At 29.8% G+C, this 23,856-nt stretch carries 18 protein-coding genes and 1 other RNA gene; 16 read left to right on the plus strand and 3 right to left on the minus strand.

The genetic code is table 11. The annotated features are described in order from the left end of the window. Positions 1-7 precede the first annotated feature (7 nt). Positions 8-346, minus strand: a complete 339-nt coding sequence (rpsF, locus tag ACZ5QM_RS01200; RefSeq protein WP_464183080.1) for a 30S ribosomal protein S6 — start codon at positions 344-346, stop codon at positions 8-10. 178 nt (positions 347-524) lie between these two features. On the opposite strand from rpsF, the gene ssrA reads away from it, so the two are divergent. The 6 genes from ssrA to ACZ5QM_RS01230 all read left to right on the plus strand — a co-directional run bounded on the left by ssrA (position 525) and on the right by ACZ5QM_RS01230 (position 8,579). Further along, positions 525-927: a transfer-messenger RNA gene (gene ssrA / locus ACZ5QM_RS01205) on the plus strand. Between the two features lie 214 nt (positions 928-1,141). Then, positions 1,142-2,107, plus strand: coding sequence for an ABC transporter substrate-binding protein (locus tag ACZ5QM_RS01210; protein ID WP_464183081.1), 966 nt, complete (start codon positions 1,142-1,144; stop codon positions 2,105-2,107). After that, positions 2,104-2,847, plus strand: coding sequence for a polyprenol monophosphomannose synthase (locus tag ACZ5QM_RS01215; protein WP_464183083.1), 744 nt, complete (start codon positions 2,104-2,106; stop codon positions 2,845-2,847). The genes ACZ5QM_RS01210 and ACZ5QM_RS01215 overlap by 4 nt, the downstream gene beginning before the upstream one ends. Continuing rightward, on the plus strand, positions 2,847-4,190 hold the full coding sequence (locus ACZ5QM_RS01220) for a dihydroorotase (RefSeq protein WP_464183086.1): 1,344 nt from the start codon (positions 2,847-2,849) through the stop codon (positions 4,188-4,190). Before ACZ5QM_RS01215 ends, ACZ5QM_RS01220 begins: the two co-directional genes overlap by 1 nt. A gap of 837 nt (positions 4,191-5,027) precedes the next feature. Then, positions 5,028-6,545: a glutamine-hydrolyzing GMP synthase gene (guaA, locus tag ACZ5QM_RS01225; protein ID WP_464183087.1), complete on the plus strand. Its 1,518-nt coding sequence runs from the start codon at positions 5,028-5,030 to the stop codon at positions 6,543-6,545. Between the two features lie 180 nt (positions 6,546-6,725). After that, the gene (locus ACZ5QM_RS01230) at positions 6,726-8,579 is read left to right on the plus strand and encodes an amidophosphoribosyltransferase (protein ID WP_464183088.1); all 1,854 of its coding nucleotides are present in this window, start codon (positions 6,726-6,728) and stop codon (positions 8,577-8,579) included. 23 nt (positions 8,580-8,602) lie between these two features. Here the strand turns inward: ACZ5QM_RS01230 and ACZ5QM_RS01235 are convergent, their stop codons facing one another. Next, the gene (locus tag ACZ5QM_RS01235) at positions 8,603-10,249 is read right to left on the minus strand and encodes an alpha-amylase family protein (protein ID WP_464183091.1); all 1,647 of its coding nucleotides are present in this window, start codon (positions 10,247-10,249) and stop codon (positions 8,603-8,605) included. Between the two features lie 159 nt (positions 10,250-10,408). Here ACZ5QM_RS01235 and ACZ5QM_RS01240 point away from each other — a divergent pair, with 159 nt between their 5' ends. The 3 genes from ACZ5QM_RS01240 to ftsZ are packed head-to-tail and all read left to right on the plus strand — an operon-like array spanning position 10,409 to position 13,594. Then, positions 10,409-11,143, plus strand: a complete 735-nt coding sequence (locus ACZ5QM_RS01240) for a cell division protein FtsQ/DivIB (protein WP_464183093.1) — start codon at positions 10,409-10,411, stop codon at positions 11,141-11,143. Beyond that, positions 11,125-12,327 (plus strand): cell division protein FtsA, encoded by a 1,203-nt coding sequence (locus tag ACZ5QM_RS01245; protein ID WP_464183094.1) that lies wholly within the window; start codon positions 11,125-11,127, stop codon positions 12,325-12,327. Before ACZ5QM_RS01240 ends, ACZ5QM_RS01245 begins: the two co-directional genes overlap by 19 nt. A 22-nt stretch (positions 12,328-12,349) precedes the next feature. After that, complete coding sequence (gene ftsZ / locus ACZ5QM_RS01250; RefSeq protein WP_464183095.1) at positions 12,350-13,594, plus strand: cell division protein FtsZ; 1,245 nt, start codon at positions 12,350-12,352, stop codon at positions 13,592-13,594. A 14-nt stretch (positions 13,595-13,608) separates the two neighbouring features. Here the strand turns inward: ftsZ and uppS are convergent, their stop codons facing one another. Continuing rightward, positions 13,609-14,343 carry a polyprenyl diphosphate synthase gene (gene uppS, locus ACZ5QM_RS01255; RefSeq protein WP_464183096.1) on the minus strand — a complete coding sequence of 245 codons (735 nt, stop codon included), beginning with the start codon at positions 14,341-14,343 and terminating at the stop codon, positions 13,609-13,611. 428 nt (positions 14,344-14,771) lie between these two features. On the opposite strand from uppS, the gene prmC reads away from it, so the two are divergent. The 7 genes from prmC to uxaC all read left to right on the plus strand — a co-directional run bounded on the left by prmC (position 14,772) and on the right by uxaC (position 23,779). Further along, positions 14,772-15,626 (plus strand): peptide chain release factor N(5)-glutamine methyltransferase, encoded by an 855-nt coding sequence (gene prmC, locus ACZ5QM_RS01260; protein ID WP_464183099.1) that lies wholly within the window; start codon positions 14,772-14,774, stop codon positions 15,624-15,626. 90 nt (positions 15,627-15,716) lie between these two features. Further along, the gene (locus tag ACZ5QM_RS01265) at positions 15,717-16,493 is read left to right on the plus strand and encodes an MBL fold metallo-hydrolase (protein WP_464183100.1); all 777 of its coding nucleotides are present in this window, start codon (positions 15,717-15,719) and stop codon (positions 16,491-16,493) included. Between the two features lie 1,888 nt (positions 16,494-18,381). Further along, positions 18,382-19,464, plus strand: coding sequence for a 3-isopropylmalate dehydrogenase (gene leuB, locus ACZ5QM_RS01270; RefSeq protein WP_464183101.1), 1,083 nt, complete (start codon positions 18,382-18,384; stop codon positions 19,462-19,464). 4 nt (positions 19,465-19,468) lie between these two features. After that, positions 19,469-20,422: a phosphoribosylaminoimidazolesuccinocarboxamide synthase gene (locus ACZ5QM_RS01275; RefSeq protein ID WP_464183102.1), complete on the plus strand. Its 954-nt coding sequence runs from the start codon at positions 19,469-19,471 to the stop codon at positions 20,420-20,422. After that, positions 20,404-21,156, plus strand: coding sequence for a shikimate dehydrogenase family protein (locus ACZ5QM_RS01280; protein ID WP_464183104.1), 753 nt, complete (start codon positions 20,404-20,406; stop codon positions 21,154-21,156). The genes ACZ5QM_RS01275 and ACZ5QM_RS01280 overlap by 19 nt, the downstream gene beginning before the upstream one ends. Positions 21,157-21,329: 173 nt before the next feature. Then, on the plus strand, positions 21,330-22,322 hold the full coding sequence (gene trpS, locus ACZ5QM_RS01285; RefSeq protein WP_464183106.1) for a tryptophan--tRNA ligase: 993 nt from the start codon (positions 21,330-21,332) through the stop codon (positions 22,320-22,322). A 47-nt stretch (positions 22,323-22,369) separates the two neighbouring features. Continuing rightward, positions 22,370-23,779: a glucuronate isomerase gene (gene uxaC / locus ACZ5QM_RS01290; RefSeq protein ID WP_464183107.1), complete on the plus strand. Its 1,410-nt coding sequence runs from the start codon at positions 22,370-22,372 to the stop codon at positions 23,777-23,779. Positions 23,780-23,856 lie beyond the last annotated feature (77 nt).

Consider the following 23,856-nt stretch of genomic DNA (forward strand, 5'->3'; position numbering starts at 1 on the left):
AAATCCTTTATCTAGTTTCTTTAAGCTTATTTCTTCGTTTAGCTGCGTATTTTACAAAATCTTTGTCTTGACGAAAAGTTAAGAATCGGAGTATTCTTTCATCACGTCGAAACTGCATTTCCAATTTGGAAATAATAACAGAATCTGATTTAAATTCTAATAAGAAATAGAATCCAGTTGTTTTTTTTTTGATTGGATAACTTAATTTACGTAGTCCCCAATTTTCTTCATTCACAATTTCTGCTTTCTCAGTAGCTAAAATGGCCTTGAATTTACTTACCTCCTCCTCTATCTGTTCAACAGATAAAACTGGAGTCAAAATGAAAACAGTTTCGTAATTTTTCATAAAACCGCTAATTAATTAAGGGGAAAAGACAGAAGCTTACCTTAACCCTCCCCCTTACTCCTAATTTTAAGTACAAATTAATTTCTCTGTATATCAATTGCATAAATTTAAGTTTTTTTTTGATAAAAACAATATTTTTATATTTATAATATTTTGTACTTTTGTAAGCGTGAATTATGGGCTTGACTGGTTTTGACAGCGAGTAGAAATGATTTGTAAGCATGTAGTGCGCCGTTATTCAGCACTTTAATCTCGAATAATAACAATTTAATTGGCGAAAATTCTTACGCTCTCGCTGCTTGATTGAAGTATAAGTAGATACAAGCTTATTCCGACTATAGATAGACGGAACGAGACATCGCTCGGAAGCTCTGGCTTCGAAGCAATCCGAAAAGGCGGTGCTATAATATCGAAGATAGTTTGAAGTAATCCTTGCACTTCAAAATGAAATAAAAGAGGATAAGCTTAGTATTCGGGTATCCTTAACCTTGTATTAAGTCTAAAATAAAATATGGATAAACATGTAGAAAGCAAGTTGATTCCTCGTTTGGACGAGGGTTCGAATCCCTCCAGGTCCACATGAACTTTAGTACCCAAAATAATTACTTTTAAACATTGCCACGCAAAAAGTGGTAAAGTGTATATGAACAATTTTTCTCTATTATTTTTTTTTTATTTCTTTTTACTTACAGAGAAAATAAAAACAATTGGTTAGAAACAGGTAAAAATATCCAGAATAATGGTACTTACTATGCACAAGGGTTTCAAGTAAAGAAATATAGTAATTATACAGTTGTGAGGATTCAAAATCCTTTGGATAAAACACGTTTATTCAAAAAATATATTTTAATTCCTAGAACTGAAAAACTTCCAAAATCTTTTCCTAAAGGGATTTTAATTCGTACACCTGTAAAACGAACAGTTTGTTTTTCACCTGTTATTTGTGGAATATTTGATGCTTTAGGTGTTTTGAACACTTTAATAGGTATAACAGAACCACAATATGTTAATCTTCAATCTGTAAATAAAGGAATTGCATTAGGAACAATACAAAATATTGGACTTTCAGTTAATCCTAATGTAGAAAAATTGATAATTATTAAACCAGAAATAATTTTTGTTAATCCAATTGATGCAAATACTAGTGTGTTAAACAAGCTAAATATTCCTATTATTTATTGTACAGATTATATGGAAACCAATCCTTTAGCTCAAACTGAATGGATTTGTTTTATTGGATTATTATTTGATAAAAAGCAACTTGCTGACTCTTTATTTCAAAAAATCGTTCATACATACAATAAACTCAAAAAGTTGACAAAAAATATTACTTTCCGTCCTACTGTCTTTACAGAGATGAAATATGGTAATATTTGGTACCTTCCTGGGGGCAAGAGTTACTTGGCTAATATGCTATATGATGCTGGTGCAACCTATATTTTAAAAGATAATTGTAATACAGGCTCAATTCCATTATCTTTTGAAACAGTTTTAAGTAAAGCTGAAAAGGCAAATTATTGGTTAATTAAATATTATAGTTCTAAAGAACTTACTTACAAGCAATTGTCTCAAAAGTGTGTAAATTATACTTTATTTAATGCTTATAAGAATCAAAATATTTATGCTTGTAATACTTTTAAAAAATCTTATTATCAGGAGTTATTACTTCATCCTGATTGGTTATTAAAAGAAATGATAAGCTTATTTCATCCAGAATTGCTCCCAAATTATGTACATAAATATTACCTAAAAGTACTATGAATGATAGTATTGTTATTATTCCTACTTATAATGAAAAAGAAAATATTGAAAAAATCATTCGACACATATTTTCTTTATCTAAATCTTTTGACATTTTGGTAATAGATGATTGTTCTCCAGATGCTACTGCTGCTATTGTAAAAACATTGCAGATAGAATTTTCGTTTTGCTTACATTTAATTGAAAGATTTGGAAAACATGGATTGGGAACGGCTTACATTAGTGGATTTAAATGGGCATTAGAACATAATTATAATTATATCTTTGAGATGGATGCGGATTTTTCTCATAATCCTGATGATTTAATTAAGTTGTATAATGCATGTTCAGAAGATGGAGTAGATGTTGCTATTGGATCTCGTTATATAGAGGGTGTAAATGTCCTAAATTGGCCTATGTCAAGAGTTTTACTTTCTTACATGGCATCCAAGTATGTACAGTTTATTTCTGGATTAAAAATAAATGATACTACTGCAGGGTTTAAATGTTACCGCCGAGAAGTGTTAGAAACGATTTCTCTAGATGATATTCACTTTAAAGGTTATGCTTTTCAAATAGAAATGAAATATGCTGCTTGGAAGAGTGGATTTGTACTAAAAGAAATTCCTATTATTTTTATTAACCGTACAGAAGGGGTATCTAAAATGGATGGGAGTATATTCAATGAGGCTTTCTTTGGTGTTATTTGGCTCAGGTTATATAGTATCTTTCGCAAATATCCTCAAAAAAATATTAAATAGTGATTCTTATACAAAATGCAAATATTGTCAACGAAGGTTCTGTTTATAAAGGATCAGTATTGATAGATGGAGAAAGGATAAAAGATGTCATTCCTCATTGTATATCTGTAGAGAATACAGATATACAAAATATAACAACTATTATTGATGCTTCAGAACTTTTATTAATGCCAGGTATTATTGATGATCAGGTTCACTTTCGTGAACCTGGTTTAACATACAAAGGAAATATTTACAGTGAGTCGCACGCAGCAGTAGCTGGAGGGATCACGTCCTTTATAGATATGCCTAATACTTTACCTCAAACAACTACAATAGAAGCTTTAGACAATAAATTTAAAAGAGCTGCAAAAGATAGTTTTTCCAATTATTCTTTTTTTATAGGTGCCACAAATGATAATTTCAAAGAACTTACTAAACCAGAAGCTAACCGGGCAATAGCTATAAAAGTGTTTATGGGATCATCTACTGGAAATATGTTAGTAGATAATCCAGTAGCTTTGGAAAAACTTTTTACTTTATCAGATCGTATTATTGCTGCCCATTGCGAAAATGAAACTGTTATACGAATCAATAAAGCAAAATACATAGAAATGTTTGGAGAGTATTTAGATATTGCTTTCCATCCAAAAATATATAGTGCAGAAGTATGTTATACTTCTGCAAGCAAAGCTGTTCTATTAGCAAAAAAATATTGCTCTCGACTGCATTTGCTTCATTTATCCAGTGCTCGAGAAATAGAATTATTGATATCAAAGCCTTTACATGAAAAACGTATCACGGCAGAAGTTTGTATTCATCACCTTTGGTTTTTTGACAAAGATTATTCTCGTTTAGGTAATCGTATAAAATGGAATCCTTCAATAAAAACTTTTGCTGACAGGGAAGCATTGAGACAGGGTATTATAGATGGAAAAATAGATATAATAGCTACAGATCATTCTCCACACACTTGGGAAGAAAAAAAGGGAAGATATTTTCAAGCAGCTTCTGGTGCTCCAATGGTTCAACATGCTCTTCCTGTGATGCTTGAATTATGTAAGCAAAATGTTTTCACTTTACCACTTATAGTTGAAAAGATGTCTCATGCTCCAGCACAATTATTCAAGCTGAAAGATAGAGGTTATATCCGAAGTGGATATTATGCTGATTTAGTACTGGTAGACCCAAAATGTCGATGGAAAGTTACTAAAGAAAACTTGTTGTATAAATGTAAATGGTCTCCTCTAGAAGGGGAAATTTTTTCTCATAAAGTAGTTAAAACTTTTGTTAATGGGCATTTAGTTTATGATAATGGGAGGTTTGATAACTTATTTCGTGGTAAAGAATTATGTTTCGAGTAACTATCACTAAACTATGCATTACATAGAAAAATATTCTCATTATTGTGATATACAATATCAATTAAATTCCGACACTTTATATGAGTTTTGATAACTCTAGAAATAGAAATCATTTTTTTTAGTAATTTTATCAGTATATGTAGGACTTAACAAGTATCAATTATTTTGAGTATCAATTATTTTGAGTATCAATTATTTTGAGTATCAATTATTTTGAGTATCAATTATTTTGCTTCTAGCAAAGAAAATAATAACCTTTATCATCTTTGAAGATGTTAATTAGACATAAAAAGTGAATCCACGTATATCCAAATACTTAAAGTTTGACCGAAACAAATAAATTGTGCTTGCAATATTCATTAGATTTTTGTAATCCATTACGCTTTGCCTAATTTCATTCTCACTCAATTGAGTTTCTAATTTATGCAATTATTTTAGTTACTAAACTTCTATTTTTTCAATTTTATTACTTTTAATGTTGAACAATACCACAAACATAATATCCACTTATTATTTCGTTTTTAATTCACTATAAACATAAATTTATTTCACACTACTAAGTAAATAAACACAAATATTTGTAAGAATTATACTACTTTTATACCTTTAGTAGTTTTATATAAAAAGGAGGAACTTGAAAATATTTAGTTACTTTCCTTTTTCAAAAATTAAATACTTTTAGTAGATAAAGAAAACAAGTTTCTCTGGCTTCTTACCCTGAATTAATAATTTACAGAACAGGAGTTAAAAATATATTTACTAATAGTTGGTTCTAAAAAAAATAAAGTAAGTATTTATTTCGATTTATTAGATTGTACAAGAAGATGAAAAATTAAAATGAAAAAAATCATTGTTCTTGATTTTGGATCACAAACTACTCAATTAATAGGTCGCCGATTGCGAGAATTAAATGTCTATTGTGAAATATTTCCTTACAATAAATTTCCGTCAGGAGATAGTCTCGTAACAGGAGTAATTTTATCAGGAAGCCCTTTTTCTGTAAATGATGTAAAAGCACTTAGAATGGATTTATCTTCTATCAGAGGGAAGTATCCGATACTAGGTATTTGTTATGGAGCACAATATTTGGCATATACCTATGGTGGAAAGGTAAAAAAAAGTGATGTTCGTGAATATGGTCGTGCCACGTTAACACAAATAGAAAAGACGGATCTTTTAATGAAAAATATTCCAGATTGCTCTCAAGTATGGATGTCGCACGGAGATACAATAACATATATCCCAAAATATTTTTCAGTTATTGCAAGTACAGAAAATATTCAATGCGCTGCTTACCGTATTGAAGGAGAAAAAACATGGGGAGTTCAGTTCCATCCAGAAGTTTCTCATACCGAAATAGGTCTGAGAATTTTAGATAATTTTCTGACTATTTGTAATGCAAAAAAAAATTGGACACCCACAAATTTTATTAGCTTTACAACACATCAGTTGCAAAAAAAATTGGGCAATGATAAAGTGATTTTAGCTATTTCTGGAGGAGTAGATTCATCAGTAAGTGCGATGCTACTAAACAAAGCTATTGGAAAAAATCTCGTTTGCATTTTTATAGATAATGGACTTTTAAGAAAAAATGAATTTGAAAATGTTCTAAAAGATTATGAACATTTAGGAATAAATGTAGTGGGAGTTGATGCAAAATATTTTTTTTATAAAAAACTTGCTGGGATAAAAGAACCAGAAAAAAAACGAAAAATTATAGGAAAAGGATTTATTGATATCTTCGAACAAGAAGCAAAAAAAATGAAAGATATTCAATGGTTGGCTCAAGGTACAATTTATCCTGATATTATAGAATCACTTTCTATTACCGGAACAATTATTAAATCACATCATAATGTAGGCGGACTCCCTGATAAAATGAATCTTAAATTAATTGAACCAATCCGACTTTTGTTTAAAGATGAGGTGCGTCGTATAGGTCATGAATTAGGAATAAAAGAACGACTGATAATGAGGCATCCTTTTCCTGGTCCTGGGTTGGGAGTTCGTATTTTGGGAGAAATCACACCTAAAAAAGTACATATCCTTCAAGAGGCAGATAGTATTTTTATTTCTAGACTCCTTGAATGGAATCTATATAATGATATTTGGCAAGCAGGAGTTATTTTGCTTCCAATACAATCAGTTGGAGTAATGGGAGATGAGAGAACCTATGAAAATACTGTTGTTTTACGAGCAGTTACTTCAATAGACGCAATGACTGCTGATTGGGCACGTTTACCTTATAATTTCTTGGCAGAAATATCCAACGAAATAATTAATAAAGTAAAAGGAATAAACAGAGTAGTTTATGATATTAGCTCTAAGCCACCATCAACTATTGAATGGGAATAATTTTCTAAGAAAATTTATTATCTCAAGGAGAAGGTTCGAACCTGTATATAATAACTCAAGCTAATCCTCGAACTAACTCGTCTACCAATTTGGGTCTTCAATTCACTATCAACCCAAACGTACAAATTATTTTGTTACTTTCGTAGTTTCTTTTCCATTCCTTAAATTATAGTTATCGCTATGGGACATCTCAAACATGAATGCGGAATTGCTTTGGTTCGTTTATTAAAACCAATAGAATATTATGTCAAAAAGTACGGTACTTGGAAATACGGTTTAAACAAACTTTATCTTTTATTAGAAAAACAACATAATCGAGGACAAGAGGGTGCTGGAATCGGTTGTATAAATATTTCTGCTAAACCTGGAACAGAATATATCTTTCGTGAAAGAGCCATTGGTAGCAATGCAATAAAAGAAATTTTCCACAATGTCCATGAAATTATTAGCAAAAATTCTCCCAATCTCACTTATGAAGAAATTCCTTTCTGTGGAGAACTTTATATGGGACATTTACGATATAGCACTACAGGACGTTCAGGTATCTCATATATTCATCCTTTTTTAAGACATAGCAATTGGCGTTCAGGAAGCTTAATGCTATGTGGTAATTTCAATCTTACCAACGTGGACGAAGTGTTTCAAGACTTAATTGCCAAAGGACAACATCCTCGTCTTTATTCCGACACTTTTATGATATTAGAAATAATGGGGAGTTATCTTGATTATAAAGTACAAAGTCTATATGAACAATTTAAACTCGAAAAAGAAATCAATAAAAAGATTGCCGATAGTATAAATTTGGGGTATATATTGAGAAATTCAGTAAAAAAATGGGATGGTGGATATGTTGTTTGTGGAGCAACAGGCAATATTGATATGTTTACTTTTCGAGATCCTCAAGGTATTCGTTCCGCCTTCTATTATAAAGATAATGAAATAGTAATAGTTGCATCAGAAAGACCTGTAATTCAGACAGTTATGGATTTAAAGGCAGATGAAGTGAAAGAAATTCTTCCAGGACAGGCCTTTATTGTAAAACAAAACGGTCAATTTTTTTTTGAACAACTTCAACAAGTTTCGAACGTACGACCATGTTCTTTCGAACGTATCTATTTTTCCCGTGGGTCAGATAAAGATATTTATCAAGAACGAAAGATGTTGGGAAAATTGCTTTTGAATCCTATTCTTAAAGCAATAGATGACGATTTAATAAATACAGTTTTTTCATTTATTCCAAATACAGCAGAAATTGCCTTTTATGGTATGATGGAAAGTTTTGATACATATCTTAATGAGAAAAAAAAACAACAAATAAAAAATGTCCCAATTATAACCGACGAAGAATTAAATAGAATTTTATCTGCAAAAATTCGACAAGAAAAAGTGACAATTAAGGACATCAAGTTACGAACTTTTATTACTGAATGTGCTAATAGAAATAATTTAGCTGCCCATGTTTATGATATTACTTATGGTTCCATCCGTCCAAGGCAAGATAATTTGGTTGTTATAGATGATAGTATTGTTCGTGGTACCACACTAAAACAAAGTATTATCAAAATACTTGATAGATTAGAACCAAAAAAAATTATAATAGTTTCTTCCTCTCCACAAGTACGTTATCCAGATTGTTATGGTATAGATATGAGTCACATGGATGAGTTTGTTGCTTTTAGAGCAGCTATTATGCTCTTAAAAGAGCGAGACATGCATCATATTATAGATGAAACTTATCTAAAATGTAAAAAACAACTTCTTACGTCTGAAAAACAAACAATCAATTATGTAAAAGATATTTACCGTCCGTTTAACTCTAAGGAGATAACCAATAAAATTGCCGAAATTCTCAAGCCGGAAAATGTAAATGCTGAAGTTGTCATCGTTTACCAATCATTAGAGAATTTGCACCGAGCTTGCCCGAATCATAGCGGTGATTGGTATTTCTCTGGTAATTATCCTACACCAGGTGGGAATAAATTTGTTATCCGTTCATTTGTTAATTATTTCGAAAAACTGGAATCAATTCAATAAAAACAACATTGATAGATAAACTTTTATTCTACATCAAAATCAAAGGATATAATCTCTGCATCGTATCCCTTTACACAAACATGATAATTTTTGTCTCTTTGTAAATCCAATGAGCGCACCTCCCCAGTCAATAATTCTCTACTCTTACAAAGAGTCCCTCTTATTTCAAAGTAATCCATAGCATGAGAAGGAATAAAAATATCGGTTTCTATTTTTTCTCCTTCAAAATTAACGACTATCAGTAGTAATTCATCTTGATTGCAACGCAAATAAGCATATTGTCTAGTAAGGTGATTATTGACATACATTAAATCAAAAAATTTACCTTTGCTAATAGCCTTATTTTTATTACATAGTTGCAATATTTTCGTGTAATATCTTCGTAATCGTTCTTGTTCTTCTGATGGTTTTTGTCGAAATACAGACAAGCTCCAATAATCAAAAATTGTAGTTCGTCCATCTAATTTACTAAATCCCTCACTGTCCATCCCTTTTTCACCCAATTCTTGTCCAAAGTATACCATAAAAGGATTAGTATTAAGAGTTGCAGCTACAAACAAAGCCGGGATACCCTTACGAGCATTTCCAGCAAAAAAATCAGAAGCAATACGCTGTTCATCATGGTTCTCTAAAAAGTTTAACATATTCCCCTGTATTCCACCTAATGTTTTCCAAACATTAGTAATGTTTTTTGTTGATTCCTCTCTAGTAATAATTCCACGTAAAATATCATACATTCCAACCTTATCGTAAAGATAATCAAAATGTCCCTGGAATAAATAATTATTGTAATTATTTGGATTGTATATTTCGGCAATGAAAATTATATGTGGAAAATCTTTTTTTATTTTTGGAATTGCCCAATTCCAAAAATCAATTGGTACCATTTCTACCATATCACAACGGAATCCATCAATACCCTTACCTGACCAAAATAGCATAATACTCAACATTTTATGCCATGTAGAAGGAATTGTATCAAAATGCTTCATCCTATTGTTCATATAATCTACCCCATAATTTAATTTAATAGTATCGTACCAATCATTACAATTTGGAGTGGAAGAAAAACAATCATTACCTGTTGCCTTAGCAGGAAATTCACCGTAAAAGTCACCTTGAACATCATAAAGAGAAAATTGAGGGTCAAACGGTTTATCTGGAAGATAATAAAAATTGTTATGAGGATAAAAAGCATATGCCAATGCATCATGTTTACCAAAATCAGGATATCCCTTAATTTTTACATCAGAAAAGTATTGTCTTGCCACATGGTTTGGCACAAAATCTATAATAATTCGTAAATCTGCCAAATGAGTACGTTGTACAAGCGCTTCAAATTCTTCCATTCTTCTATACACATCTTCTGCCAAATCAGGAGAGACATCATAATAATCTCTAATAGCATATGGAGAACCTGCTTTCCCTTTTACTATAGCAGAATGGCTACCTTTAATATTATATTTACTATAATCCGTTTGTGTTGCATGTTCTATAATACCGGTATACCAGATGTAATTGAATCCTCTTTCCCGTATTTCTTGCAAACAACAACTGGTAAAATAGTTAAATTTACCACATCCATTTTCTTCAATATTTCCATTTTGTACAGGATGAGAATTCATATTTCCATAGAGACGAGTTAAAACTTGATAAATGAGAATTTTCATAAATAATGTTTTTATTCCAACCAAAATCAGCATTGTTATTTTAATAAAGATAAAAAAACTCTCTATAATAGAGCCTTATATTTTAAAACAAAAGATATATAATAAATTACAATCAAATATTTTTACTTCAATTTCTCTTTTATATATCTTCGCATATAAATGTTAAAAAAAATTGTATGTATTGGAATTACTTTTCTTTTGATAGTTTATTTTATCTTTACGATTATTTTTATAAATCCAAATCTAAATAAAAAAAAGTGCACTAAAGTAGTAATAGATATAGTAAAAAATGACACTGCCTCATATTTGAATGAAATGCAAGTGTGTTCTTTTCTTGATAGGTTAAAATTAAATCCTATCAAGAAAAACATTCGAAATATAAATACTAGAATTATTGAAAAAACTTTAGAAAAATACAAGTTGATAAAAAAGGCAGAGGTATATAAAACAGTCGATTCCACAATACGAATAAAATTATATCAACGAGTACTCGTTTTAAGGATTATTTCAGATAATTCCGATTATTATATAGATAGAGATCGAGAAATAATACCTATCCCAATAGGTACTGCTGCTTATGTTCCTTTAGCAAGTGGAACTATTAATAAAAAATTCGCCATAGAACAGTTATATCCCCTAGCATTTTTTTTACAAAAGAATATATTTTGGAATACTCAAATAGAACAAATATATGTAAATGACGATTCGGAAATAGAATTAATACCTCGTGTTGGAACCCATCGTATTGTATTGGGAGAAATACAAAATTTTGAGAATAAATTAGGTATTTTAATGCTTTTTTATAAAAAAGTATTAAATACAGTTGGGTGGAATCGTTATTCTATTATCAATTTAAAATATAAAAATCAAATAGTATGTACGATAGCAAACTAAATAGCATAAAAAAATATCCCTGTGTTGTGGCGTTAGATATTGGAACTTCTAAATTACTTGCTATGGCAGCACAAAAAACCCATGAAGGCATCTCAGTTCTTGGTTCAGAGCAAGTTTCTTCAGGAACGTGTATCCGACGTGGTTGTGTCTATAAAATTGATGATGTTGCTAATAAAGTTCAGATGGTAGTAAATAATTTAAGTCATAGTTTAAACTTAGATATCAAGAAGATATATGTAGGTATTGGTGGGCAATCATTGAGAACAGAATATTATTCAGTAAAAAAAATAATAAATGGATTGGTTACAAATGATATTCTTTTGTACCTTGAAAATAAATGCCTCAAGTATATGTCAGAATTAGTAGAAGTATTAGAAATTGTTTTTTCGGAATATTACATAGATGAAAAATTGGAAGTAAATCCTAAAAATATGTATTGTAAAAAAATAGAGGCAAGATATCAATTGGTAGTAGGTCGTCCTTCGCTAAAAAATCTTCTAAAAAAAAGTGTAGAAGAAAAAGCAGGGATAAAAATTGCTGGCTATTTTATCTCTCCATTGGCTACTGCTGAAGTGGCGCTTACTAGTAAAAATAAAGAAAAAGGATGTGCTTTAGTAGAATTTGGCTCCGGAGTGACCTATCTGTCCATTTATAAAAATAGACAATTAAAATATTTAGTTACTATTCCTTTAGGAGGTAATGTTATAACTAAAGATCTTTGTTGCTTGAATATTGTAGAATCGGAGGCAGAAGCATTAAAAGTCAGTGATGGAAATGCCTTGATAGATTCTAAAGAAGAACAATTACTAGACATAATAATTGAAGCAAGAATCAATGAAATAGCTGTTAATGTCATTGAACAAATTAGACAGTCTGGATATTTACCTGTATTAGACGAAGGTATAATTATTACAGGTGGAGCTTCTTTATTAAAGAATTTGGATAGTTTGCTTTCTCAACGAATAAGAAAGCAAGTTATCCAAGCAGATATTAAAAATCATACACACGCCTGTATTTTAGGATTATTATCTTTAAGTAAAGATAATTGTGCTGAAGAAATTCCCCAAAAAACATTACTATTACAAAAAGCACATACTAGGAAAGAACAACAAAAAATCAATCCATTACATAAACGTAAAGAAAGTTTGTTTGGTAAGTTGTCAAGAACAATTTTTAATGATTAAATACACTATAACTTAAAAAATTATGGAAGATATTTTAATGGGTTTTGATTTTCCCAGAGAACAGCCGGCAATAATTAAGGTAATAGGCGTTGGGGGAGGCGGAGGTAATGCTGTTACTCATATGTATAAAGAAGGTATTCAAGATGTAACTTTTGCCTTATGTAACACAGACAATCAAGCATTAATAAAAAGTGAAATTCCTGTTAAGATTCAATTGGGAAAAAATATCACTAAAGGATTAGGAGCAGGGAATAATCCATACATTGCAAAGCAAGCTGCTGATGAAAGTATTTCAGATATACATAAACTATTGAATGATGGAACTCAAATGGTATTTGTTACCGCTGGGATGGGTGGAGGAACAGGTACCGGAGCTGCTCCTATTATTGCCAAGACTGCAAAAGAAATGGATATTCTCACTGTTGGTATTGTAACGATCCCTTTTTTATTTGAAAGAGTACCTAAAATCCTTCAAGCATTAAAAGGTGTAGAAGAATTGCGTAATAATGTAGATGCTTTGTTAGTACTTAACAATGAAAAATTGTTGGATATTCATGGGAAAATGAGTGTCCGAGATGCATTTAAAAAAGCTGACAGTACTTTAACTACAGCAGCACGAGGTATTGCTGAGGTTATAACTGTTCCAGGACACATCAATCTTGATTTTGCCGATGTAAAAGCAACACTGAAGGATGGAGGAGTAGCTGTTATGAGTAACGGATTTGGGACAGGCGAAAATCGCATAAGTAAAGCTTGTGAAAATGCCTTGAATTCTCCCTTACTCAATAATACTGATATATTTCATGCAAGAAAGATTCTGTTCAATTTTTATTGTAGTTCTAAACAAGAATTACAAATGAATGAAATGAGCGAAGTTACTGATTTTATGAGTAGGTTTAACAAAAGAATTGAAGTAATTTGGGGATATTCTATAGAAGATACATTAGATAACCAAGTAAAAGTAACTATTTTGGCTACTGGTTTTGGAAAAGAAAGTATTCCAATGATAGATATACTTTCTGAAGAAATGGAAGCGAAAAATATTAAAGAAATACAATTAATAGACGAATATTACGGAAAAGGGATTGCTCGCAGTTTAGGCAAAAAAACAATATATAAGCCATTCATATTCAAGTCTATAGAACAAATAGCAGATGATGAAATTATAGAAGCATTGATCAAATATCCAACTTACAATCGGAGCTCCACTTTAATGTTAGAAATTGCTCAAAAAGCAGAAGCTCGCCGTACATCTATTGTAAACTAATTATTTATTTATATTTATTCACTTGCGTCCCCATTCTTACCGAAACGTCTTCTCCTCCCTTGAAAATTGTAGATGGCTTTGTAAAAGTCTTCTGCTCTAAATTCAGGCCAATAAATAGAAGTAAAATAAAGTTCTGTATAAGCCAACTGCCACAGTAAATAATTACTAAGACGATATTCCCCTCCAGTACGAATTAATAAATCGGGGAAAGGTATATCTTTCGTAAACAAGTAAGTTGAAAAAATTTTTTCGTTAATATCTTCTGGAGCTAATTGTTTCATTTTTACCTTATAAGCAATGTTTCTGACAGCTTCAGTTATTTCCCAGCGAGATGAATAGCTAATTGCCAATATTAGTATTAATCCATTATTTTTTGCAGTTTTTTCAATACAACTGTTCAAATTATCACGAGCTATTTTCGGTAAACGTTTAACATTACCAATTATTCGAAGACAAATATTATTTTTCATCAAATTGTTTATTTCGTGTTGAACAGTTGTCATAATCAAAGTTATCAGAGTACTGATTTCTTCAATAGGACGGTTCCAATTTTCAGTAGAAAAAGTATAAACAGTCAAATACTTAATGCCAATTTTACAGGAAGCCTCTACAATTTCACGAACAGAAAGAATTCCTTTCTTATATCCTTGGTAGTAATTCTTCCCATTTTTTTGAGCCCATCGTCTATTTCCATCCATGATAATAGCAATATGCTCCGGGATTCTAATTGTACCGATTAGTTCTTCCATAAGCTTTTACGTATTTTCTTATTAATATAAGTTCCTGTGTAAGAACAAACAAACAATAAATACCATACATTTACTCCTCTTAGGAGTTCAAAGAAGTTTAAATTTTAATGCTACACTTTAGTCAAGCTGAAAAATACAACATATAATTTACTAAATTTAAACTACCTGTTTTCCATTTTTTTACACAAAAAAATGATTATTTTAATACAGTGTAAAACTATCATCACAATAAATGACAATTTATATATATCTAAACACAAGCTAACTATAATTTCCTACTCCAAAGAAAACTTTTTTCTAAAAAATATCATTCTCTCTCTATCAAAGTATATATCAATCTGGTAAAGGTATTTTACTGTAACACTGAACAGATGAAGGTAGAAATATTTTTTAATATAATAAACCAATTCTATATTTAGAAAATTAATATGAAGCAAACTTTACAATACATAAAAGAACAATTGCAAGGTTTATATCCTGTTGAAGAGGTTATATCGTTAAGTTGGTTGATTCTCAAATTTGTTTGTCAGAAAGATAAACAAACTCTTTTACAAAATGAAAATAAACAATTACCTACAAGTAAGATTATACACATTAAAATAATAATAGATAACTTAAAGCGCTTCCGTCCGATACAATATATATTGGGAGAAACAGAATTTTATGGTATGCAATTAATAGTAAATGAGAATGTCCTAATTCCAAGACCAGAAACTGAAGAGTTAGTAGATTTATTAATTAAAAAACTATTATTATACAATTCTCATTGTACTATTCTTGATATTGGTACTGGTTCTGGATGTATCGCTATTGCGTTAGCAAAATACTTACCTAATACAAAAGTTTATGCTTTAGATATTTCAGAAAAGGCTTTAGAAGTTGCACGTAAAAATGCCCAATTGAATGAGTTAAAAGTAATTTATTTTCAACAAGATATTTTTTCTCCTCTCAATCAGCTTTTACCAATATCTTTTTCTGTTATTGTTAGTAATCCTCCCTATATTACTTTTTCAGAAAAAAGAAAAATATTACCTAATATACTAAATTATGAACCACATCAAGCTATTTTTGTGGCAGATGAACAACCACTAACCTTTTACGATCATATTGCAGATATAGGAAGACAATATTTAAATCCTAATGGATTCCTTTTTTTTGAGACTCATTCATTGTCAGGACAAATAGTCGCTTCCATGCTTCAAAAAAAAGGATACCAAAATATCGAATTGTTCAAAGATATTTCAGGAAAAAATCGTATGATATGTGCAAAAAAAAGCGAATAAAATTAAAGAAAGAAGATGGGTAAAATAAAAAAGTATAAAGAAAATTCTTTATGCTTTTTTTATTTAATTTCGTTGAAAAAACCTACTACAATGAAAGTACGTTTTTTAGGGACAGGAACATCCACAGGAAATCCTGAAGTTGGTTGTAATTGTATGGTATGTTTATCTTCAGATAAGAAGAACAAAAGATTTCGATCGTCAGTATTAGTAGAAATAAAAAATAAATATATTCTAATTGACTGTGGTCCAGATTTTCGTATGCAAATGCTAAAAACTTTCAAAAAAAAACCATTTGAAAATTTGGAAGGTGTTTTAATTACTCACGAACATTATGACCATGTAGGAGGACTTGATGATTTGCGTTGCTTTACCAAAAAAAAGCGAATAGTAAATATTTATGCGGAATATTATACATCTACCAAATTAAAAGAACGTTTTCCATATATTTTTTCGGATAACGAACGGTATCCAGGTATCCCTAATTTGAAAATACATTTTATAAAAAAGGATGAACCGTTTGATATATCTGGAATAAAAATTATTCCTATTAAGTTGCTTCATGGAAGGAAGTTAATTTTAGGATATCGTATTGATAAATTTGCCTACTTGACAGATTTAAAATCTATTCCAGATTCGGAATTCAGAAAATTAAAAGGACTATCTGTGTTAGTTATTAATTCGTTAAGATGGGAATTGCATGCTACGCACGCTAACATAAAAGAAGCATTAAAGTACATTGATATTATCAAACCTAATCGGGCATATCTCACACATGTATGTCATGATTTCGGACTACACGAAAATGTCCAAAAAAAACTACCTCAAGATATTTTTATAGCTTATGATGAACTAGAAATATTCATTTAGATTTATTTGGGAGAGTCCATTAACGGTAATTCTATATTTAGATAATAATCTATACTCCAATTTATTAGTGTATGTCTCCATAAAAAACAATAATAAAAAAACATTTAATATTGAATAAAATTCAATATGATTCAGAATATTAAAATAAAACCAAAAATAAAAATGAAAATGAACAGAACTAATTATTAGTTGAGAATTAACAGGATTTATTAAAAAAAAAGAAGGGAAAGTAAAGAAGGGAAGAAGGCATAGATTAGTTGATAAAAACTAGAAATGGGGATATACTATAAATTATTAAGGAATGTGCAATATGTAGTTACTCTAGCTACCAAATTATTCCTAATTAATCCTAGACTTTAATTTCTAAAATTTGATACTTATTAATAATTAGTCTAAAGAAATTACAATATTTCAGAAATGTCTTTAATTAGCTCTTTCTTTTAGACACTAACCATTCAATAAGCAATATTCTCTAGCTTAAGTATTTCCATTTGACTAAATTTTATGGCATTTATCATTACCAATGAATGTCGTTTTTACATGTTTAAACCAATTAAACTAGTTTCCAATTTTCTAATACCCCCTACTCTACATCAAAAATGATTGATATCTCCACATTTTTGTTATAACTCATTCAAACAAAGTATATAGATTTTTATCTAGAATTTTTATCAAACGAAGATATGATATAATCAGTAGTAATACATTAATTATGTAGCAACGATTCTTTCATCATTCTGGCTGATAATAAAAATCAAACATTTGAATAAAAGAATAAAACTAATTAAATCCAATATATTAATTTTTGTAAATACTATAATCTTATTGATTTCTATAAAATTCAATGTCATATTCCAAAAAATCAATATAATTTTAATTGTTTTTTTTATTGTATCGTTTGTTCATTTCTAATAAAAAATTCTTCATTATACTACTACATCTCCTATCTTACATCCTTATTATATTTCATTTTTTAAACTTATACAATAAGTTCGATAACTTTAATGAAGAATGAAGAAAAAAACTGTCTTCAATTGTTTTTACTGAATTTTCCTTCAAAGAATTTTCAATTAGCTAGCTTTCAAGCAGGATGTATATTTTCAAATCTTCCACAATTTTTTGAATAATATTGGTAAAAACAATATTTCTTCCTTCCGATCCTTTTAGAAAATAATTTTTCTTTTATTTAGTAACTCATTTTTCGTAAATCTTAATTAAAAAATTTTACAAAAAATATAAATATGATTTTTTTGTTAATACATTAATTCAGTTAAAGTCAAAAATTCTTTAGATTTTATCTAATTATTAGTTCTTTTTTTTAAAAATATAGTCTTTTCAAGCAGTTTAATATTTTCATTATTCAATACAAAATTTATTCTAAGTTCTTAGTTATTTTAGTATGTATAAGATTATTAAAAGTATTTCTTTATTTAACCATTAGTTTAACTATTTTTTTTAGAAATTTTCACTCAAATCAATAGTTTTATCTTTTAGTGATTAAAATTATCGCAATAACACTACCAACACAATACTATATTAATAACATCAACTTTTTTTCGTTGAATTCCAACAGTCAATATATTTGATAATATTACTTTCTATCAGATTTTTTTAATAAACTTCTTTGCAATAATAATTCTTCAATCTTCAATCAAACGTCTATAATGTATTTTTACAAAAAATATAATATCAATTAACTATTTAGAATATATACAAATTAGAATACATACAAAATACTTATATTTGTATACGAAGTGGGACTCTTCAGTTTTTTTTAAAAAAAATGATTTATTGCTGAATAAACAAGAATTTATATTTCTACTATATTCTAAAAATATATTTTAACAGCTGATAAAGTAATATTTAAGCTCTTTTACAATTTAAAAATATGAAACTAAAAATTGCTGTTTTACCAGGTGACGGTATTGGATATGAAATTACAAAACAGGCTCTTGAAGTAATTAAGACAGTTTGTAAAAAATTTAGACATGATCTAAACTATAAAGAAGCATTGGTAGGTGCTTCAGCTATTGAAACTGTTGGTAATCCTTATCCAAAGGAAACCCATACTCTTTGTATGGAATCAGATGCAATTCTCTTTGGTGCTATTGGACATCCTAAATATGACAATAATCCTACTGCTAAAGTGCGTCCGGAACAAGGACTTTTAGCTATGCGTAAACAATTAGGATTGTATGCGAACATTCGTCCAGTAACAACTTTTCCTTCTTTGATACATAAATCTCCACTTCGTTCAGATTTGATAGAGGATACAGATTTTATATGTATTCGAGAACTAACAGGAGGCATTTATTTCGGTTATCCACAGGGAAGAAGTGAAGATGGGACAACAGCTTATGACACTTGTATTTACACAACTAACGAAATAGAACGCATTATTCGTCTAGCTTATAAATATGCTATGCAACGGAAAAAAAAAATAACTGTTATAGATAAAGCTAATGTATTAGCAACTTCTCGTTTATGGAGACAAGTTTCAAGACAAATAGAAAAGGAATATCCAGAAGTGGAAACTGAATACATGTTTGTGGATAATGCTGCTATGCAAATTATCCAAGCACCGAAACGTTTTGATGTGATAGTCACAGAAAATATGTTTGGAGATATCCTTACCGACGAAGCTTCTGTTATTACGGGGTCATTGGGGATGTTGCCCTCTGCATCTATAGGAGTACATACGTCTGTTTTTGAACCCGTTCATGGCTCTTATCCACAAGCAGCAAAAAAAGATATAGCTAATCCTTTGGCAACAATTCTTTCTGTTGCTTTAATGTTTGAATACGCTTTTTCCTTATATGTAGAAGGAAAAATAATTCGTGAAGCTGTAAATGCTTCAATAATTGCAGGAATAATAACTGAAGATATAGCAACAAATATGAAAAAGTCATACAAAACATCAGAAGTAGGACAATGGATTGTAGATTACATCACAAAAAGACTAATTACTTAATAATATGATAACAACCAATTATTATTTTCAAGGTCAAACCCATCTTTATCATGGAAAAGTACGAGATGTGTATACCATTGGAAATGATATACTGGTAATGATAGCTACTGACCGTATCTCAGCTTTTGATGTTATTCTCCCTAGAGGAATTCCTTATAAAGGACAAGTTTTAAATCAAATTGCATCAAAATTTTTGGATGAAACAACTGATATTCTTCCTAATTGGAAATTAGCGATGCCAGATCCAATGGTTACTATAGGGGTTCTATGTGAACCTATTAAAATAGAAATGGTAATTCGAGGTTATTTGACTGGTAGTGCATGGAGAGAATACAAAGCTGGGTCGAGAACTTTATGTTCGGTTATTCTACCAGAAGGTATGAAGGAAAATGAAAAATTCCCAGATCCAATCATTACTCCGACAACTAAATCAGATAAAGGCCACGATGAAAACATTTCTAAAGAAGAAATTATTAAGCGAGGTCTAATTAGTGAAGAAAACTATGAACGAATAGAATATTATACACAAGTCCTCTTTAAGAGAGGAACAGAAATCGCCCTTTCCAAGGGATTAATTTTAGTAGATACCAAATATGAATTTGGTAAAAAAGATGGGAAAATCTATTTGATAGACGAGATTCATACGCCTGATTCTTCTCGCTATTTTTACGCAAAAGACTATCAAAAACTGTTTGAAAAAGGAGAAAAACAAAAACAACTCTCCAAAGAATTTGTTCGACAATGGCTAATAGAACAAGGATTTCAAGGAAAAGAAGGGAAGGTCATTCCAGGAATGACCCATGAGTATTGCCAAAACGTATCAGAAAGATATATAGAATTATATGAAACAATCATGGGAGAGAAATTTATAAAAGCAGATATTAGTAATGTTTCTACTCGCATAGAAGAGAATATAAAAATTTATTTGAATAAATTAAGATGGAACAGTACGGTTTAATAGGTTATCCTCTACAGCATTCTTTTTCTATGAATTTTTTTAATGACAAATTCAAATCCGAAAATATCGATGCTAAATACATAAACTTCGAAATTCCTACTATTAAAGAGTTTAAAAATATCATTAAAGGAAATTTAGATTTAAAAGGATTAAATGTAACTATTCCATATAAGGAAAAAGTTATTCCATATTTGAACCAATTGCACGAAGATGCTAAGCAAATTGGGGCAGTTAATGTAATAAAAATAGAAAGAGAAAAAAAGAAAATTTATTTAACTGGATTTAATTCCGATATTATCGGTTTTAGAGAGTCTATTCGCACATTGTTGCAACCTCATCATAAATTGGCATTAGTTTTAGGAACAGGAGGAGCAGCTAAGGCAATTTTTTATTGCCTAAAACGATTAGGCATCATACCTACATACGTATCTCGCAGTAAAAAATCAAATACCATATTAACTTACGAAGAGCTAACTGCTAAAATTACAAATTCCCATACAATTATAGTAAATTGTACTCCCATCGGGATCTATCCATATATAGACGAATGTCCAAAAATTCCTTATAAATTTCTAAATGATAAACATTTATTATATGATCTGCTTTACAATCCTGATGAAACATTATTCATGAAATTAGGAAAAGAACGAAATGCAATCGTCAAAAACGGCTTAGAAATGTTACTTTTGCAAGCTATTGCAGCCTGGGATTTTTGGAACAAAAAAACATGCTAAAAGTACCACTGTTCAATAACATTACAAGTGTAAATAAAATTAATAAAATCATTGAATATTTATATACAAATCAAAGTCTGTCTTGCAAGATAGACTTAAAAAAGTATGCAAAATATCTTTCTCTCTTTAATTTTGTTATAACTCTTTTTTTAATACAATTTTCTAAGTGAATTATGTCAATAGTAGTAAGTGGTATTCGTCCAACAGGTAATTTGCATTTAGGAAATTATTATGGTGCAATAGTCAATTTTCTTAAAATGCAAGAAGAAAATGACTGTTATTTTTTTATTGCTGATTTACATTCATTAACTACCCACCCTGATCCAATAATGCTACACACAAACGTACGAAATATCCTTTCTGGATATCTTGCCTGTGGATTAGATCCTGAAAAAGTAACTATTTATATACAAAGCCATATTCCAGAAATTGGACAATTATACCTTCTGCTCAATATGCTTGCTCCTATTGCAGAACTGAAGAAAACCGTATCGTTTAAAGATAAAGTGAAAAAAAATCCTTATAACATTAATGCCGGATTATTTACTTATCCTGTTTTAATGGCAGCTGATATTTTGATTTTCAATGCAAATTACGTTCCAGTAGGGAAAGACCAAGAACAACATTTGGAACTTACCAGAAACTATGCTAGTCGTTTCAATAATAGATACAATGTAAATTTTTTTAAAAAACCTACATCATATATTTTTAGTAATGAATTAATCAAAATTCCTGGATTAAATGGTAGTGGAAAAATGGGAAAATCTGAAGAGAATTGTATTTATTTAATTGATGAACCAAAAATAATTGAAAAAAAGATAAAAAGTGCTTTAACTGACAATGGTCCAACAAAAGAGAATATGCCTAAACCAAATTATATAGAAAATCTTTTCACCATTCTGCGATCGGTTTCAACACCTGACATCGTCAGTCATTACGACAATCTCTGGATAACAGGAGCCACTAAATGGTATAATAACTTAAAAAAACAATTAGCAGAAGATATTATAAAAGTAACCACTCCTATTCGTCAGCGTATTAATGATATTTGTGGTGATAATGTTTACTTACGTAAAGTGACTCAAGAAGGAGCAGAAAAAGCTAGAGAAGTTACCAGAAAAACATTAAATGAAGTAAAACAACTGATGGGGTTCAAGTCTTTTTAGTCATTGAACCTGTTTTTTTTAAATAGGTTCCTTTAACATGATAAATTATGAAAACATTTATAAATGACGATTTCATTTTACAAACAGAAACAGCCTGCCAACTCTACCATAGATATGCCAAAAATCTTCCTATAATAGATTATCATTGTCATCTTTCTCCTGAAATGATAGCTAATGATAGACAATTTGACAATCTAGGACAAATTTGGCTTGAAGAAGATCATTACAAATGGCGAGCTATGCGCACAAACGGAATAGATGAACGTTTCATTACAGGAAAAAGTACTTCTGACTTTGAAAAATTTGAAAAGTGGGCAGAAACCATCCCCTACACTATGCGAAATCCACTTTACCATTGGACACACTTAGAATTAAAAACAATATTCGGAATTAGTAAATTATTGAACCCTGAAAGTTCTCTAGAAATTTATGAACATTGCACAACTCTGCTTAGAACTCCAGAATTTAGTGTTCGCAATCTTATGAAACTCTCTAATGTGAAAATAATTTGTACAACTGATGACCCAATAGATTCGTTAAAATATCACATCAAATTAAAAAAAGAAGATTTTGGAATTAAAGTCTTACCTACATGGAGACCAGACAGAATTATGGAGGTCGAAAATCCATTAAAATTTCGAAAATATATAGAAAAATTATCGGCTGTTTCTGGGATTACAATTAGATGTTTCAACCATCTATTAGAAGCATTAAAAGTAAGGCATGATTTTTTCGATTCTGTAGGATGTAAATTGTCTGATCATGGACTAGAAATGTTTTATGCTGAAGATTATACTTTACACGATATTAACTTTATTTTTAACAAATTATACAACAAAGGTAGTGTATTAGATAATGATGAAATAGCAAAATTCAAATCTTGTATGCTCATAGAATTGGCAACAATGGACTGGGGAAAAAGTTGGGCGCAACAATTTCATTATGGAGCACTTCGTAACAACAATACTCGAATGTTTATGCGAATAGGAGCTAATAGTGGTTTTGATTCTATAGGAGATTGGAATACATCGGAATCCATGTCTAAATTTTTAAACTGTTTGGATAAACAAAATAAGTTGACAAGGACAATTTTATACAATCTCAATCCTAGTAACAATGAAATGATTGCAACAATGATTGGCAATTTTCAAGACGGTTCAATAACTGGTAAAATACAATTTGGAGCTGGATGGTGGTTTTTAGACCAAAAAATGGGAATGGAAGCACAAATGAATTCTTTATCTATACTTGGACTTTTAAGTCACTTTGTAGGCATGGTAACTGATTCTCGTAGCTTTCTCTCTTATTCTCGTCACGAATATTTCCGAAGAATACTTTGTAATTTGATAGGTAATGACCTAGAACAAGGATTATTACCTATTTCTGAATTGCCTTTTCTCGGTCACTTGATAGAAAACATATGTTATTATAACGCAAAAAAATATTTTGGATTTTGATTTTTAAAAAAAGTTTTTTATAAAAAACCCTAAGTTTTATAGCAATGAAAATTAACACTATCTTTAATTTTTTTACT

It is taken from the genome of Azobacteroides sp. (SeqCode) (genome assembly GCF_055395615.1).